The organism is Salmonella sp. SSDFZ54 (assembly GCF_004010735.1).
Taxonomy (GTDB): Bacteria; Pseudomonadota; Gammaproteobacteria; order Enterobacterales; family Enterobacteriaceae; genus Salmonella; species Salmonella enterica.
The window spans coordinates 2,841,512-2,857,836 of record NZ_CP034819.1 but is presented as its reverse complement, the minus strand read 5'-3'; the positions used below and the strand labels follow the sequence as shown (position 1 = coordinate 2,857,836).

Below are 16,325 nucleotides of genomic sequence, written 5' to 3'. Positions count from 1 at the left end.
ATTAACGTACCTTCAGCGTTGCCAGGCCAATCAGCACCAGCATCAGCGAAATAATCCAGAAGCGCACAATCACGCGCGGTTCCGGCCAGCCTTTCAGTTCATAGTGGTGATGGATAGGCGCCATACGGAAAATACGCTGTCCGCGTAGTTTAAAGGAACCCACCTGCAGGATGACCGACAGAGTTTCCACCACAAAGACGCCGCCCATGATCACCAGCAGGAACTCCTGACGCAGCAGCACGGCGATAATGCCCAACGCGCCGCCCAACGCCAGCGATCCGACGTCGCCCATAAAAACCTGCGCCGGATAGGTGTTAAACCACAAGAATCCTAATCCCGCGCCGACAATCGCCGTACAGACAATCACCAGCTCCCCCGCATGGCGTAAATACGGAATATGCAGGTAATTGGCGAAGTTCATGTTCCCGGTCGCCCAGGCCACCAGCGCAAAGCCGGCGGCAACGAAAACAGTCGGCATAATCGCCAGACCATCAAGCCCGTCGGTCAGGTTTACGGCGTTACCCGTACCGACGATGACAAAGTAGGACAGCAGAATGTAAAACAGCCCCAATTGCGGCATAACATCTTTAAAGAACGGCACCACCAGTTGGGTCGCGGGTGTGTCTTTCCCGACGAGATAAAGCGCAAAGGCCACGCCGAGCGCGATAACCGACATCCAGAAATATTTCCAGCGCGCAATCAGCCCTTTGGTATCTTTCCGCACCACTTTGCGGTAGTCATCGACAAAACCGATAATGCCGTAGCCGATCAATACCACCAGCACGCACCAGACGTACGGGTTAGACGGGTAAGCCCATAACAGAACGGAAATCACAATCGCCGTCAGGATCATGATGCCGCCCATCGTCGGCGTACCGCGTTTACTGAAGTGCGATTCCGGGCCATCGTTACGTACCACCTGGCCAAAAGAGAGTTTTTGCAGACGAGCGATCATACGCGGGCCCATCCATAAAGAGATGAACAGCGCGGTCAACAGGCTGACGATGGCGCGAAACGTCAGATAAGAAAAGACGTTAAAGCCGGAATAATATTTGACCAAATGCTCGGCCAGCCAAACTAACATGAACCTTTCTCCTGTAACGCATGAACCACATCTTCCATCGCGGCGCTGCGTGATCCTTTCACTAAAATAGTCATCATCGGTTGCTCCTGAAGCAGAGCGTGTAAACGCGCAATGAGCGCGGCTTTATCGGCAAAATGTTCGCCGACGCCGCTGGCGTGGCTGATAGCCTGACTGAGTTTTCCGGTGCTTAACACGCGATCAATACCCGCCGCTTTTGCGGCCTCGCCAACCTGGATGTGGCACGCTTCGCTTTCTGCGCCCAGCTCGGCCATATCGCCTACCACCAGCACACGGTAGCCGGGCATTTCAGAAAGGACCTGCACTGCGGCGGTCATCGAACCGACGTTGGCGTTATAAGCGTCATCCAGTACCAGTTGGTTTTCACTTAGCTGAATCGGGAACAGACGCCCGGGTACGGCTTTTAACGCCGCCAGCCCTGCTTTAACCGCCGTCAGCGTCGCCCCCACCGCCATTGATAAAGCAGCGGCCGCCAGCGCGTTGGCAATATTGTGCCGCCCCGGCAACGGCAGCAGCACATCAATGCTGCCCATCGGCGTTTGCAGGGTAAATTCGGTACCGTGTGACGTCACGTGGATATTCGCAGCGGTAAAGTCGCTGTTTGCCGCATTCGGCGAAAAGCGCCACACCTGACGATCGCCAATAATGCTTTGCCAGTTCAGCCAGTCATTATTATCGGCATTCATAATCGCGATACCGTTCTCAGGCAAACCGGTATAGATTTCGCCTTTCGCTTTCGCCACGCCGGCCAGCGAGCCGAAACCTTCCAGATGCGCCGCCGCCAGGTTATTGACCAGCGCCGCTTCCGGGCGCGTCAGGCTAACGGTCCAGGCGATTTCTCCCTGGTGATTAGCGCCTAACTCGATTACCGCATAGTCATAATCATGGTTTAAGCGCAGCAGCGTTATCGGCACGCCGATGTCGTTGTTAAAATTGCCTGCGGTATACAGAGTATTTCCGCACTGGCTAAGAATCGCGGCGGTCATCTCTTTGACCGAGGTTTTGCCGGACGAACCGGTTAACGCCACCACCCGCGCCGGTACCTGCATACGTACCCAGGCGGCCAGTTGGCCAAATGCCTGACGCGTGTCTTTTACAATCACCTGCGGAAGATCGATATCCAGAGGACGACTGACCAGCAGGGCGCCAGCGCCGTTCGCTTTTGCTTTATCAGCAAAATCATGCGCATCAAAGCGTTCCCCTTTCAGCGCCACGAACAGGCATCCCGGCGTCACTTTCCGTGTGTCGGTAATGACCGTATCGAGCGTGAGATCCGCCCCGCGGTGTTCGGCGCCAAGGACATCGGCAATTTTGCTGAGCGTTACGCTAATCATGCGATCACCCCCAGCAAACGCGCTGCGGTCACGCGGTCTGAATAATCAAGACGCTGCGTGCCGACAATCTGGTAATCCTCGTGCCCTTTACCTGCAATCAGCACGACGTCATTGTCTTTTGCCTGCATAATGGCATTGGTTACCGCCTCAGCGCGGCCTTCCATTACCCTGACCTGCCCGGCGTCCAGCATTCCGGCCAGAATATCGTTGATAATGGCGCGCGGCTCCTCGGTACGCGGGTTATCGTCAGTCACCACGACGATATCCGCGAATTCTTCGGCAATGGCCCCCATGAGTGGGCGCTTACCTTTGTCACGATCCCCGCCACAGCCAAAGACGCACCACAATTTTCCGGCGCAGTGCAGGCGCGCCGCCTGCAACGCTTTTTCCAGCGCATCCGGCGTGTGCGCGTAATCCACCACCACCGTCGGTTTGCCTGGCGCAGTGAACACTTCCATACGCCCGCAAACCGGCTGCAAACGCGCGGCGGTTTTCAGCAAATCCGTTAACGGATAGCCCAGCGCCAGCAGCGTCGCCAATGCCAGCAGTAAGTTGCTGACGTTAAACGCGCCCATCAGGCGGCTTTCGATTTCGCCGTCACCCCAGCTTGAAGCAAAACGAATCGTCGCTCCGCGGTCGTGGTACTCCACCGCCTCCGCTTTCAGCCAACGACCGTGACAGTTAGGGTTGATATGCCCTTCCATTGATACCGCGACCGCATCGGGTAGCGACGCCAGCCAGCGGCGTCCAACTTCATCATCGGCGTTGACGATTGCCTGACCGTGATGGTGGGTGGAATAAAGCATCCATTTTGCCGCCTCGTAATGCGCCATATCGCCATGATAGTCGAGATGGTCGCGGCTCAAATTAGTAAACACGGAGGCGGCAAATTTCAGCGCCGCCACGCGATGCTGCACCAGGCCGTGAGAAGAGACTTCCATCGCGCCGAAGGTCGCGCCCTGCGCAACCAGACTGGCCAGCACATGCTGAACATCCACTGCGGAACCGGTTGTGTTCTCCGTCGGGATCACTTTACCCAACAGTCCGTTACCTACCGTCCCCATCACTGCGCTGGTTTCGCCGAGCAACTGGCTCCACTGCGCCAGTAGTTGGGTGGTGGTGGTCTTGCCATTGGTGCCGGTCACCGCCACCAGACGCATGTTTTCAGATGGCTCATGGTAAAAGCGGCCCGCCAGCGCAGATAAACGCTCATTGAGCTGGCTGAGATAGACGACTGGTACGCCGTGCATTTCGCGAATCTCACCGTCGCTCGCCTCGTCTTTCGCCTCTGCAATAATGGCAGCTACGCCTTGCGCTATCGCCTGCGGGATATATCGACGCCCGTCCGCCTGATGACCCACCACTGCTACAAAGAGATCGCCCGCCGCAGCCACACGGCTGTCGAGCGTCATCTCTCGCAGTTCTCGCGCGGGTAGTCCAGCCACCCACGGAGCAAGAAGGTCGCGCAAATTACGATCTGCCACCTGTTCCCTCGCCTTGATTAATTACGAATTCATTTTTTTCGCCCGTTGCCAGCGCGTCCGGTTCGATGTTCATGGTGCGCAGAACGCCGCCCATGATGGCACCAAATACCGGCGCGGAAACGGCGCCGCCGTAGTATTTACCCGCCTGCGGATCGTTGATGACAACCACCAGCGCGAAGCGCGGCTGACTCGCAGGCGCGACGCCTGCGGTGTAAGCAATGTATTTGTTGATGTAGCGACCGTCCGGCCCCACTTTTTTCGCCGTACCGGTTTTAATCGCGATACGGTAGCCTTTAATTGCCGCCTTCACGCCGCCGCCGCCCGGCAGCGCCACGCTTTCCATCATATGCACCACGGTGCGTACGGTGGATTCAGGGAAGATGCGTTCGCCGGGTACAGGCGGATCAACTTTGGTAATCGACAGCGGGCGATAAATGCCATAGCTGCCGATCGTTGCATAGACTCGCGCTAACTGTAACGGCGTTACCATTAGCCCGTAGCCGAAAGAGAAGGTGGCCCTCTCTATGTCGGACCACCGTTGTTTTTGAGGATATAAGCCACTGCGTTCTCCGACCAACCCCAAATTGGTCGCCTTTCCTAGCCCAAAACGTGAGTAAGTATCTACTAACGCTGAGGACGGCATCGCTAACGCCAGTTTGGATACACCGACGTTACTCGACTTCTGTAGAACCCCGGTCAGGGTTAATTCGCTGTAGCGCGCCACGTCTTTAATTTCGTGGCCGTTAATTCGGTATGGAACGGTATTCAACACCGTATTTTCGTTGACGATACCGCGCTGAAGCGCAGTCATCACCACCATCGGCTTAACCGTAGAACCCGGTTCAAACACGTCGGTGATGGTACGGTTACGCATCGCGTCTTTCGGCGTACCGGCAAGGTTGTTGGGGTTATAGGAAGGGCTATTCGCCATCGCCAGTACTTCACCGGTATTTACATCGACCAGCACCGCGCTACCGGATTCCGCCTTGTTAAACGCCACCGCGTTGTTCAGTTCGCGGTAAACCAGCGCCTGTAAGCGTTCATCAATGCTTAACGCCAGGTTGTGCGCTGCCTGACTGTCAGTGGAGGAGATATCCTCAATCACGCGGCCATAGCGGTCTTTACGCACGATTCGCTCGCCAGGCTGACCGGTAAGCCACTTATCAAAGCTCTTTTCAACGCCTTCAATCCCCTGACTGTCGACGTTGGTAAAACCGATGAGGTGAGCGGTTACTTCTCCTGACGGGTAGTAGCGGCGGGACTCTTCACGCAAATGAATCCCCGGCAGTTTGAGTTTTTTGATGTAGTCCGCCATGTCAGGGTTTACCTGGCGCGCCAGATAAATAAAACGCCCTTTCGGGTTGGCGTTGATACGGGCGGAGAGCTGATCGAGCGGAATATTGAGCGCAGTAGAAAGCGCTTTCCAGCGATCGCCAACGCTGATGCCGCCGGCGTCATGAACTTCTTTCGGGTCGGCCCAGATCGCCTTAACCGGTACGCTGACCGCCAGTGGACGCCCGGAACGGTCGGTAATCATACCGCGTGAGGTGGAGACTTCCTGAACACGCAGCGAACGCATATCGCCCTGACGCACCAGCATATCCGGGGCGATAATCTGTAGCCACGCCGCGCGTCCAAGTAAAAAAACCAGCGCCAGTAAAATACAGCCGCACAGCAACGCAAAACGCCAACTGATGAAGTTGGTCTGTTCTTCCTGGCGCTTCGATTTTTGCGTTTTTGCCGCTGCTTTCATGCGTCGCGTTTATCCTTATTTTTGCACTACGATATTTTCTTGGGACGGATCAACATGCTGCATTTGCAGCTTTTCCGTTGCGATCCGCTCCACCCGGCTGTGATCGCCGAGCGCATTTTCTTCAAGGATCAGGTTGCGCCATTCAATGTCCAATGCATCGCGCTCCAGAACCAGTTGTTCACGCTGCGCGGTGAGTAAACGAGTATGGTGCGCCGTCGTGACCACCGTCACCGCCGTTAAAATGATGCAAATGAACAAGCAGAGTGGCAGCTTCCCGAACCGCAAAAGATCGTCACCGATCACGCCAGGCAAGGCATGGCGCTCGTTGCTTCCTATCGATCCCTTCACTTTGCTTAGGGCTTCTGTCACTCTGCTGATCATGCGTTCGTCCTCTCTGCGATACGCAGAACTGAACTACGGGCCCGAGGATTTTCAGCTACCTCTTTTTCACCCGGCATCAACTTGCCTAACGCTCGTAACTCACGACCGCCCAGTTTTTTGAGCTGCGCTTCCGTCATCGGTAATCCCGCCGGTACCTGCGGACCGCGGCTTTGCTCACGCATAAAGCGTTTCACAATACGGTCTTCCAGCGAGTGGAAACTGATGATTGAAAGCCGCCCGCCTGGGGCCAGTACGCTGAGCGAGCTTTTTAGCGCCTGCTCTATCTCCTCCAGTTCACTGTTTACCCAGATGCGCACCGCCTGGAAGGTACGGGTCGCGGGATGTTTGAATTTGTCTTTTACCGGGGTCGCCGCCGCAACCACTTCAGCCAGCTCTTTGGTGCGGGTCATCGGCTGTTCGCGATTGCGCTCAACAATGGCGCGAGCAATACGTTTGGCAAAACGCTCCTCGCCGAATGTTTTCAGCACCCAGGCGATATCCGCCTCCTCCGCCGTTTGTAACCACTCGGCGGCAGACTGGCCGCGCGTCGGGTCCATTCGCATATCCAGCGGACCGTCGCGCATAAATGAAAAACCGCGCTCCGCATCGTCAAGCTGCGGAGAAGAGACGCCAAGATCTAGAAGGATCCCGTCAATCTTGCCGGTAAGCTCGCGCTCGGCGACATAATCAGCCAGCGCGGAAAAAGGTCCATGAATGATGGAGAAGCGAGGATCATTAATGGCCTGCGCAACGGCGATCGCCTGCGGATCGCGATCGATCGCCAGCAAGCGCCCCTCTTCGCCCAGTTGCGAGAGGATCAGGCGCGAGTGGCCGCCGCGACCAAATGTGCCATCAATATAGATACCATCCGGACGAATATTCAGCCCATTAACGGCTTCATCCAACAGTACCGTAGTGTGTTTAAAATTTTCCATCATCTTATAGAGACAAGTCCTGCAGCCGCTCCGATAACGTTTCGGTAGCTGACTGTTCAGCGTCGATATCTTCCTTGACCTGTTGATACCAGGTCGTTTCATCCCACAGCTCAAATTTGTTGAACTGTCCAACCAGCATCACTTCTTTCGTCAGTCCGGCATGTTGCCGCAGAACTGGCGCGATCAGTAATCGACCTGCACCATCCATCTGACATTCGCTGGCATGGCCCAACAGTAAACGCTGTACGCGACGTTCTACCGGGTTCATGCTCGACAGACGAGATAACTTTTGCTCAATAATTTCCCATTCAGGCAGGGGGTAAAGCAGCAGGCATGGGTGATGGATGTCAATGGTACATACCATTTGACCGGTAGCGCTCTCGATCAGTTGCTCCCGATAACGGGTCGGCACGGTCAGGCGCCCTTTACTGTCGAGATTGACTAACGTTGCCCCCCGGAACATGCCAGTCTCACCCCTTCTTACCACTTTATCCCACAAATTCCCACTCGAAGGAGTTTACGGAGCGGAGGAAAAGCTTGTCAAGCAAGTCACAACGCTTACCGAAGTAAAAAAGCCAATGTTTACGGCGAATATCTGCGTTGATTAATTTCCGTCCAGCGCGCAAGCCAAATTAACGTTATGAATATTTGTAAGAAAAAAACCAAAGACCCACCGCCGTTTAAAACGGACTCAATATAATCCGAGAAAAATATAAAGTGTCAGTTTGCGACGCGAGCGGCATTTTAGGACATATTGCACCGTGTTAACAGTGCCTGTTTAACGTGTGCAGCGCCTGCTATACCAGCGCCTACGAGCGACTGTCGCGCCAAAGACAAAAAGTGGCTGTTAATTCGACGATTTCTTGCCTGCTTGTAACAAAACAAGACAAAGGAAAAGACTCGTTACGTCTTAATTAGTGGAATATGGACGATTTCGGACAAAAGAAAGGTAATAAAAAAGAATTTTCGGATAATTTTAAGGAATAATCTTAATTATTTAAGGGATATTTTTACTGATACGCATTTGTTTGACGGCGGCAGAAGAGAGAGTCTTTTACCGCCGGTCCTTTAGCTACGGCTCAGAATGCCGCGACGATACAGGTTTCGCCGAATACGCGTTAAGCCAGGTTTCGGTTTACGCGGTTCATCAAGACTTGCCAGCACAATCTCCAGCACGCGTTCCGCGACATCACGATGACGCTGCGCCACCGCCAGTACCGGGCATTGCAGAAAATCCAGCAGCTCATGATCGCCGAAGGTCGCAATCGCCAAATCCGAAGGCAGTTTTCCATCGCGCCGCAGCGTAACGTCCATCACGCCCTGTAATAGCGCGAATGATGTCGTAAAGAGCGCCTGCGGCATAGGATGCGTTTCCAGCCATTTCTCAAACAGCTGCGCGGCGGCTTCGCGCTCATAGCTGTTGGCATATAAGAAATTCACCTCCCGCGGATCGTCTTTCCATGCGGTGCGGAACCCCTGCTCGCGCAGGAAACTGACGGACAACTCCGGCAGCGCGCCCAAATAAAGCACCGTTTCCGCCGGGAATTTACGCAGCTCTTCCGCCAACATCTCGGCATCATCCTGATCGGCGCCGACCACGCTGGTGAAATGTTCGCGATCCAGCGCGCGGTCGAGCGCGACGATGGGGAACGGATCGTTGGCCCAGCGCTGATAGAAGGGATGCTCCGGCGGTAACGAAGTTGAAACAATGATTGCATCCACCTGGCGTTGCAAAAGGTGCTCAATGCAGCGCATTTCGTTATCCGGCTGATCTTCAGAACAGGCGATCAGCAGTTGGTAGCCACGCTGGCGTGCCTGGCGCTCAAGATAGTTTGCGATACGGGTGTAGCTCGTGTTTTCAAGGTCCGGGATCACCAGACCAATGGAACGTGTGCGTCCAGCACGCAGCCCGGCAGCCACAGCGTTAGGATGGTAATTGTGCTCACGCACTACCGCCATGACTTTTTCTACGGTTTTGTCGCTCACGCGGTATTGCTTTGCTTTACCGTTTATAACGTAGCTTGCAGTTGTGCGCGAGACACCGGCCAGCCGAGCGATTTCATCCAGTTTCACAATTGCCCCTTGTGTAAATTGTACAAACCATAACCTTTATGTCGGCATGGGTTAAAATCGTTAACATCTAAGCGCAGTTTGATCACTCCGGCAACCGCTTTTATTCCGGGTTACCACGGATTTCGCAAAAAAAAGCCCAACCGGTGATATTGGGTTGGGCGATAATTCCTGTTGGCTGATATCCGGCAAACCTGCCTGATGGCGCTACGCTTATCGGACCTGGGCCAGATATCAGCCTGTAGACCGGATAAAACGCAACCGCGTCGTCATCCGGCGAATCTGCTCAGCGCATAATCTTATCGCCGCGCGAAAGCCCGACGACGCCTGAACGCGCCACTTCAACAATTTTCGCCACGTCGCGCAGCGAGGCCAGAAAAGCATCCAGTTTATCGCTGGTGCCCGCCAGTTGAACGGTATACAGCGTTGGCGTAACGTCAATAATCTGACCACGGAAAATTTCCGTATTACGCTTCACCTCTTCCCGTCCGTAGCCGCTGGCCTGGATTTTCACCAGCATGATTTCCCGCTCAACGTGCGCTCCCTGTCCCAGCTCGCTGACGCGCAGCACATCAACCAGCTTGTGCAGCTGCTTTTCAATTTGCTCAAGCACTTTTTCATCGCCTACCGTCTGGATAGTCATGCGCGACAACGTCGGATCGTCTGTCGGCGCGACGGTCAGGCTTTCAATATTATATCCGCGTTGCGAAAAGAGGCCGATAACCCGCGATAACGCCCCAGATTCGTTTTCCAGTAATACCGATAAAATCCGGCGCATCATCAGGTCCTCTCCGTTTTGCTTAACCACATTTCGTCCATCCCGCCCCCGCGAATCTGCATCGGATAGACATGCTCGCTGCCATCAACGGTGACATCGACGAACACCAGTCGGTTATTACGCACATGCTCAAGGGCTTCGCTGAGTTTACTTTCCAGCTCATCCGGACGGTTAATCTGCAGCCCGACATGGCCATATGCTTCCGCCAGGCGCACAAAATCCGGTAACGACTGCATATAAGACTGAGAATGGCGACCGGAATAGATCATATCCTGCCACTGTTTCACCATCCCCAGATAACGGTTGTTCAGGTTCAGAACCAGTACCGGCAGTTCATACTGTAAGGCTGTCGACAGCTCCTGAATGTTCATCTGTATACTGCCATCGCCGGTCACGCAGACCACCATTTCTTTCGGCAGGGCCATTTTAACGCCCAGCGCAGCCGGTAGGCCAAAACCCATCGTGCCGAGCCCGCCGGAATTAATCCAGCGACGTGGCTTATCGAACGGGTAATAGAGGGCGGCAAACATCTGGTGTTGTCCTACATCGGACGTCACGTAAGCGTCGCCCTTCGTCAGACGCCAGAGGGTTTCAATCACCGCCTGGGGTTTAATGCTTTCGCTTTCCGCGTCATATTTCAGGCACTGACGGGCGCGCCAGATCTCTATCTGCTGCCACCAGTCGCGAATATCATCCTGCGGCTGAGACGGCGCATCCTGCGCCAGTAGCTCCAGCATTTGTTCCAGTACCAGGCGGGCATCGCCCACCACCGGGATATCAGCGTTAACCGTTTTGGATATGGACGTCGGGTCAATGTCGATGTGTAATACCGTCGCGTTCGGACAATATTTAGCGAGATTATTCGTCGTGCGGTCGTCAAATCGTACGCCAACAGCGAAAATCACGTCGGCGTTATGCATGGTCATATTGGCTTCATAAGTGCCATGCATTCCCAGCATTCCTAACGACTGGCGATGAGTAGCAGGAAACGCGCCCAGTCCCATTAATGAAGAGACCACCGGCAGGTTAAAGGTTTCAATGATGTGGCGCAACGGCGCATAGCAGGCCGCGCTTATCGCCCCTCCCCCAACGTAGACCACCGGCTTTTTTGCCGACGCCAGCGTTTGCAAGGCACGCTTAATTTGTCCTTTATGTCCTGATGTTGTGGGATTGTAAGAGCGCATACTGACCGTCTCCGGCCAGGCATACGGCATTTTTTTCGCCGGATTCAAAATATCTTTCGGCAAATCCACGACCACCGGCCCAGGACGTCCGCTTGCCGCCAGCCAGAAGGCCTTTTTAAGCACCTGGGGAATATCTTCCGTCTGTTTGACCAGGAAGCTATGTTTGACCACCGGTCGGGAAATCCCCACCATGTCGCACTCCTGAAAGGCATCATAGCCAATCAATGAGGTGGCGACCTGGCCGGAAAGAATCACCAGCGGAATGGAATCCATATAGGCCGTAGCAATCCCGGTAATCGCATTGGTCGCTCCCGGTCCGGAAGTCACCAGCACCACGCCAACGTCGCCAGTGGCTCGCGCCAGGCCATCCGCCATATGCACCGCGGCCTGCTCATGACGCACCAGCACATGATCGATCCCTCCAACGGTATGTAGCGCATCATAAATATCAAGCACTGCGCCTCCAGGATAGCCGAACACCTGCTTTACGCCTTGATCGATAAGCGATCGGACGACCATCTCGGCTCCAGACAACATCTCCACGGCTTGCCTCCACTTTATACCTGTCATCACGGTTTGACGGACACCTTAACCGCTCGCTATCACGCCTGGCAATTGGGTGGAATGACGTAAAGATGGGGAAGGTTAGAATAATCAGGAGGCAAGAAGAGAATAAATGGAGAAATACTCCGTCTGAATCACACCAGGTAATAAATAATCGTTTATAAATGCAGACTTACAGCAATTCATCTATTTTTCACAACGACGAAAAGAATCGCTCACCGTTAATTCAGCATAAAATTTTTTATATACGCTAAAAAGCAGAATAAACCAGAATTTGTTTCTGATTTATTCTGCCCGGTTTTATCGCTTACAAACAGAAACTAATAAATCTTCCATCCATTGGTGCCCTTTATCACGCCCAGCCGCTTCATGCCAGGAAAGGTAGCATGTCCGGCTATTCAGTTTTAAAGGCAACGGCAATATTTGCAGATCCAGCGATTCCGCAAACTCTTCCGCCAGCCAGCGCGGGGCAATAGCGACCAAATGCGTCTGCGAAACCACGTTCAGAACGCTGATAAGCGCCATGCCCTGATAAGCCACGCTCGACTGTTTATCCGGCGTGTCATACCACGGCTGACTAAATGACGCATAACGATCGAGAGAAACAACCGCATGTTGTTCATTATAAACATCGCCTTCCAGTAGCGGGCCGCTAATACGCGGGTGTTTTCGGCTGGCGACTAAAACCATTTCATCTTTAAATAGCGGTACGCTGGTAAACTCAGGACGACGGAATTCTTCATAACTAATAACGAACTCGGTTTCCTGATAGCGTAACTGATGCTCAGTATTCTGATTCAACGACGCTTTAAAAACGACATGAATATTTGGCGCAATTTTTTCTACACGATTATAAATCTGTGACGTCAGGATATTATCCAGCGGACTGCACACGCAAAGATTGAATACACGTTCGCTGCTGGTCGGCTCAAACCCCGATCCCGGCAATTCATTTTGCACCAATTGTAACGCCTGACGGACTGAACCAAATAACTGAAATGCACGGGCAGTCGGCTGAATTCCTCGTCCATATCGAACAAAAAGTTCGTCATTAAACATAACCTTCAGACGCGCTACGGCGTTACTGACCGCAGGCTGCGACATTCCCAGCGTGTGGGCGGCGCGCGTAATATTCTGCTCTTGCATTACCGCATCGAACACGGTCAATAGGTTCAAATCAACCATGCGAAGCTGTGGTTTGCCCATATCTAAAAGATGCGGCTTTTCGGTTTTGACCTCTGGCATATTTAACTCCACTGTCACGCTTAACTCCCTTTTTCTGGCTGAAGGCAGAAATAATTCCTGAAAATATGATTTACCATGCATATAAAATAAGAAAAAGGGAAAGCGTTAAAATTCGGAAAACATAAAGACGCTGACAGTGACAAATAGAATGCCAGCGCAAGCGTAATGTGTCCTGAGTCACACCATTGCGATTCATAATGTTTAAATTACGCAAGCAATATAACCATAACTATGGCGAATACACAATCATACACCAAGTGAATGATCATTTAAGTTTCAATTAAATGTTTATATTATTAATAGCTAAAAAGTTAACATTAATTTATCAATAACTTTATCCTTATCCATTAAGTAAACAAGGTTATTTGTTAAAATATAAAACAAATCAAAAAGATAAACCAAACCTTTAGCATACCTTTAACAGGCCATTCCCCTAACCAATTTGCAAACAAAAATGCCTAAATATTTCAAACAATGAAAAGTATGAATGTCCACTCGTTCTTTTATCCTTTATTGGACGCGCAGCCCAGCACAATTAGCTAAAGTACGTATCCGGATATCGTCAACAAAATGCAATGGCGACAGAAAATAGAGTTGACATTAAACGGCATATCCAGTACCACTAAAAGCATAACGCATTCGCTGGAGCTGAATTAATGTCACATATCGTTCGTTTCACTGGGCTACTACTACTCAACGCATTTATTGTGCGCGGTAGACCGGTGGGCGGCATTCAACATTAAGTCAGCTCGAAGTCAAACAAAACCCGCGCCGTTGCGCGGGTTTTTTTATGCCTGACGCAAGGCGCCCCTGGAGACAAGGACCACATCATGAGCCAGCAAGTCATTATTTTTGATACGACCTTACGCGACGGCGAACAAGCGTTACAGGCCAGCCTGAGCGCGAAAGAGAAGCTGCAGATTGCCCTGGCCCTTGAGCGCATGGGTGTTGATGTCATGGAAGTAGGCTTCCCGGTCTCTTCTCCGGGTGATTTTGAATCTGTCCAAACCATCGCCCGCACCATCAAAAACAGTCGCGTTTGCGCCCTGGCGCGTTGTGTAGAAAAAGACATCGACGTCGCGGCACAGGCGCTGAAGGTCGCCGACGCGTTTCGCATCCATACTTTTATCGCCACCTCGCCAATGCACATCGCCACCAAGCTGCGCAGCACGCTGGATGAGGTCATCGAACGCGCGGTATACATGGTTAAGCGGGCGCGTAATTACACTGATGACGTAGAGTTCTCCTGCGAGGATGCTGGCCGGACGCCTGTTGACGATCTGGCGCGCGTGGTGGAAGCCGCTATAAACGCCGGCGCGAGAACCATTAATATTCCCGATACCGTGGGCTATACCATGCCGTTTGAGTTCGCGGGAATCATTTCCGGCCTGTATGAACGTGTCCCCAATATCGACAAAGCTATCATCTCCGTTCATACCCACGACGATTTAGGGATAGCAGTAGGCAACTCGCTGGCGGCAGTACATGCGGGCGCGCGTCAGGTTGAAGGCGCGATGAACGGTATCGGAGAACGTGCCGGTAACTGCGCACTGGAAGAAGTGATCATGGCGATTAAAGTGCGCAAAGACATCATGAACGTACACACCAACATCAATCACCACGAAATCTGGCGCACCAGCCAGACCGTCAGCCAGATCTGTAACATGCCGATCCCGGCCAACAAAGCGATTGTCGGCAGCGGCGCTTTTGCCCACTCTTCCGGCATCCACCAGGATGGCGTCCTCAAGAACCGCGAAAACTATGAAATCATGACGCCAGAGTCCATCGGTCTGAACCAGATACAGCTGAACCTGACCTCCCGCTCTGGCCGTGCCGCCGTGAAACATCGCATGGAAGAGATGGGTTACAAGGACACAGACTACAACATGGATCACCTGTACGACGCGTTCCTGAAGCTGGCGGACAAAAAAGGCCAGGTGTTCGACTATGACCTGGAAGCGCTGGCGTTTATTAATAAACAGCAAGAAGAACCAGAGCATTTCCGTCTGGATTACTTCAGCGTGCAGTCCGGCTCCAGCGATATCGCCACCGCTTCCGTGAAGCTGGCCTGTGGTGAAGAGATCAAGGCCGAGGCGGCGAACGGCAACGGCCCGGTCGACGCCATCTATCAGGCGATTAACCGCATCACTGGCTACGACGTTGAGTTGGTTAAATACGACCTGAACGCCAAAGGCCAGGGCAAAGACGCGCTGGGTCAGGTCGATATCGTCGTGAACCATCATGGTCGCCGCTTCCACGGCGTCGGGCTGGCGACGGATATCGTCGAATCCTCCGCCAAAGCGATGGTGCACGTACTGAACAATATCTGGCGCGCCGCCGAAGTTGAAAAAGAATTGCAACGCAAAGCTCAAAATAAAGAGAACAACAAGGAAACCGTGTAATGTCGAAGAACTATCATATTGCCGTACTGCCGGGCGACGGTATCGGCCCGGAAGTCATGGCGCAAGCCCTGAAAGTTATGGATGCGGTACGCAGCCGTTTTGATATGCGTATCACCACCAGCCGCTATGACGTCGGCGGTATTGCTATCGACAATCATGGTCATCCACTGCCGAAAGCCACCGTTGAAGGGTGCGAGCAGGCGGATGCCATTCTGTTTGGCTCCGTCGGCGGCCCGAAATGGGAAAATTTGCCCCCGGAAAGCCAGCCAGAGCGCGGCGCCCTGCTGCCGCTGCGCAAACATTTCAAATTATTCAGTAACCTGCGTCCGGCGAAACTGTATCAGGGACTGGAAGCATTTTGCCCGTTGCGCGCCGATATCGCCGCTAACGGTTTCGATATCCTGTGCGTGCGCGAGCTGACCGGCGGGATCTATTTCGGACAGCCAAAAGGCCGTGAAGGCAGCGGTCAGTACGAAAAAGCCTTTGATACCGAAGTTTATCACCGCTTTGAGATCGAGCGCATTGCCCGTATCGCCTTTGAATCGGCGCGTAAACGCCGCCGTAAAGTCACCTCTATTGATAAAGCCAACGTACTGCAAAGCTCTATCCTGTGGCGTGAGATCGTCAACGATGTCGCGAAAACGTATCCCGATGTGGAACTCGCGCACATGTATATCGATAACGCCACCATGCAGTTGATTAAAGACCCGTCGCAGTTTGACGTACTGCTGTGCTCTAACCTGTTCGGCGACATTCTGTCCGACGAATGCGCGATGATCACCGGCTCAATGGGGATGTTGCCCTCCGCCAGCCTGAACGAGCAAGGGTTTGGCCTGTATGAACCGGCTGGCGGCTCCGCGCCGGATATCGCCGGGAAAAATATCGCCAATCCAATTGCGCAGATCCTGTCGCTGGCGCTGCTGCTGCGCTACAGCCTGGATGCCAACGATGCGGCAACAGCCATTGAACAGGCGATCAATCGCGCATTAGAAGAGGGCGTTCGCACCGGCGATTTAGCCAGGGGCGCTGCCGCAGTCAGTACCGATGAGATGGGCGATATTATCGCCCGCTATGTCGCAGAAGGGGTGTAATC

The 16,325-nt window shown here is 53.3% G+C and carries 14 protein-coding genes; 3 read left to right on the top strand and 11 right to left on the bottom strand.

The genetic code is table 11. The annotated features are described in order from the left end of the window. Position 1: 1 nt before the first annotated feature. The 11 genes from mraY to leuO all read right to left on the bottom strand — a co-directional run bounded on the left by mraY (position 2) and on the right by leuO (position 12,830). Entirely contained in the window at positions 2 to 1,084 is a 1,083-nt protein-coding gene (gene mraY, locus EOS97_RS14165) for a phospho-N-acetylmuramoyl-pentapeptide-transferase (RefSeq protein WP_000964138.1), read from the bottom strand. Further along, a complete protein-coding gene (gene murF, locus EOS97_RS14160) occupies positions 1,078 to 2,436 on the bottom strand; it encodes a UDP-N-acetylmuramoyl-tripeptide--D-alanyl-D-alanine ligase (RefSeq protein ID WP_000626639.1) in 1,359 nt (452 codons plus the stop codon). Before murF ends, mraY begins: the two co-directional genes overlap by 7 nt. Then, positions 2,433 to 3,920 carry a UDP-N-acetylmuramoyl-L-alanyl-D-glutamate--2,6-diaminopimelate ligase gene (murE, locus tag EOS97_RS14155; RefSeq protein WP_000775071.1) on the bottom strand — a complete coding sequence of 496 codons (1,488 nt, stop codon included), beginning with the start codon at positions 3,918 to 3,920 and terminating at the stop codon, positions 2,433 to 2,435. Before murE ends, murF begins: the two co-directional genes overlap by 4 nt. After that, on the bottom strand, positions 3,907 to 5,673 hold the full coding sequence (ftsI, locus tag EOS97_RS14150; RefSeq protein WP_000642235.1) for a peptidoglycan glycosyltransferase FtsI: 1,767 nt from the start codon (positions 5,671 to 5,673) through the stop codon (positions 3,907 to 3,909). The genes murE and ftsI overlap by 14 nt, the downstream gene beginning before the upstream one ends. A gap of 15 nt (positions 5,674 to 5,688) precedes the next feature. Beyond that, the gene (ftsL, locus tag EOS97_RS14145; RefSeq protein ID WP_000625651.1) at positions 5,689 to 6,054 is read right to left on the bottom strand and encodes a cell division protein FtsL; all 366 of its coding nucleotides are present in this window, start codon (positions 6,052 to 6,054) and stop codon (positions 5,689 to 5,691) included. Further along, positions 6,051 to 6,992 (bottom strand): 16S rRNA (cytosine(1402)-N(4))-methyltransferase RsmH, encoded by a 942-nt coding sequence (gene rsmH, locus EOS97_RS14140; protein ID WP_000970433.1) that lies wholly within the window; start codon positions 6,990 to 6,992, stop codon positions 6,051 to 6,053. Before rsmH ends, ftsL begins: the two co-directional genes overlap by 4 nt. Before the next feature lies 1 nt (position 6,993). Further along, positions 6,994 to 7,452 (bottom strand): division/cell wall cluster transcriptional repressor MraZ, encoded by a 459-nt coding sequence (gene mraZ / locus EOS97_RS14135; RefSeq protein WP_000488294.1) that lies wholly within the window; start codon positions 7,450 to 7,452, stop codon positions 6,994 to 6,996. Positions 7,453 to 8,057: 605 nt separating this feature from the next. Beyond that, on the bottom strand, positions 8,058 to 9,062 hold the full coding sequence (gene cra / locus EOS97_RS14130; RefSeq protein WP_000762406.1) for a catabolite repressor/activator: 1,005 nt from the start codon (positions 9,060 to 9,062) through the stop codon (positions 8,058 to 8,060). Between the two features lie 283 nt (positions 9,063 to 9,345). Next, on the bottom strand, positions 9,346 to 9,837 hold the full coding sequence (ilvN, locus tag EOS97_RS14125) for an acetolactate synthase small subunit (RefSeq protein ID WP_001563086.1): 492 nt from the start codon (positions 9,835 to 9,837) through the stop codon (positions 9,346 to 9,348). Between the two features lie 2 nt (positions 9,838 to 9,839). Continuing rightward, positions 9,840 to 11,564, bottom strand: coding sequence for an acetolactate synthase 3 large subunit (ilvI, locus tag EOS97_RS14120; protein WP_000425612.1), 1,725 nt, complete (start codon positions 11,562 to 11,564; stop codon positions 9,840 to 9,842). 321 nt (positions 11,565 to 11,885) lie between these two features. Beyond that, positions 11,886 to 12,830 (bottom strand): transcriptional regulator LeuO, encoded by a 945-nt coding sequence (gene leuO, locus EOS97_RS14115; protein ID WP_001115420.1) that lies wholly within the window; start codon positions 12,828 to 12,830, stop codon positions 11,886 to 11,888. A gap of 656 nt (positions 12,831 to 13,486) precedes the next feature. On the opposite strand from leuO, the gene leuL reads away from it, so the two are divergent. The 3 genes from leuL to leuB all read left to right on the top strand — a co-directional run bounded on the left by leuL (position 13,487) and on the right by leuB (position 16,323). After that, on the top strand, positions 13,487 to 13,573 hold the full coding sequence (gene leuL / locus EOS97_RS14110; RefSeq protein ID WP_001575587.1) for a leu operon leader peptide: 87 nt from the start codon (positions 13,487 to 13,489) through the stop codon (positions 13,571 to 13,573). A gap of 87 nt (positions 13,574 to 13,660) precedes the next feature. Next, positions 13,661 to 15,232 carry a 2-isopropylmalate synthase gene (gene leuA / locus EOS97_RS14105; protein WP_000082819.1) on the top strand — a complete coding sequence of 524 codons (1,572 nt, stop codon included), beginning with the start codon at positions 13,661 to 13,663 and terminating at the stop codon, positions 15,230 to 15,232. Next, a complete protein-coding gene (leuB, locus tag EOS97_RS14100; RefSeq protein ID WP_000042336.1) occupies positions 15,232 to 16,323 on the top strand; it encodes a 3-isopropylmalate dehydrogenase in 1,092 nt (363 codons plus the stop codon). Before leuA ends, leuB begins: the two co-directional genes overlap by 1 nt. The last annotated feature ends 2 nt before the right edge of the window (positions 16,324 to 16,325 follow it).

What these genes read in the sequence shown, in the direction of transcription:
- mraY (WP_000964138.1), bottom strand. Translation starts at nt 1,084, where the DNA reads ATGTTAGTTTGGCTGGCCGAGCATTTGGTCAAATATTATTCCGGCTTT.
- murF (WP_000626639.1), bottom strand. Translation starts at nt 2,436, where the DNA reads ATGATTAGCGTAACGCTCAGCAAAATTGCCGATGTCCTTGGCGCCGAA.
- ftsI (WP_000642235.1), bottom strand. Translation starts at nt 5,673, where the DNA reads ATGAAAGCAGCGGCAAAAACGCAAAAATCGAAGCGCCAGGAAGAACAG.
- ftsL (WP_000625651.1), bottom strand. Translation starts at nt 6,054, where the DNA reads ATGATCAGCAGAGTGACAGAAGCCCTAAGCAAAGTGAAGGGATCGATA.
- rsmH (WP_000970433.1), bottom strand. Translation starts at nt 6,992, where the DNA reads ATGATGGAAAATTTTAAACACACTACGGTACTGTTGGATGAAGCCGTT.
- mraZ (WP_000488294.1), bottom strand. Translation starts at nt 7,452, where the DNA reads ATGTTCCGGGGGGCAACGTTAGTCAATCTCGACAGTAAAGGGCGCCTG.
- ilvN (WP_001563086.1), bottom strand. Translation starts at nt 9,837, where the DNA reads ATGCGCCGGATTTTATCGGTATTACTGGAAAACGAATCTGGGGCGTTA.
- leuO (WP_001115420.1), bottom strand. Translation starts at nt 12,830, where the DNA reads ATGCCAGAGGTCAAAACCGAAAAGCCGCATCTTTTAGATATGGGCAAA.
- leuL (WP_001575587.1), top strand. Translation starts at nt 13,487, where the DNA reads ATGTCACATATCGTTCGTTTCACTGGGCTACTACTACTCAACGCATTT.
- leuA (WP_000082819.1), top strand. Translation starts at nt 13,661, where the DNA reads ATGAGCCAGCAAGTCATTATTTTTGATACGACCTTACGCGACGGCGAA.
- leuB (WP_000042336.1), top strand. Translation starts at nt 15,232, where the DNA reads ATGTCGAAGAACTATCATATTGCCGTACTGCCGGGCGACGGTATCGGC.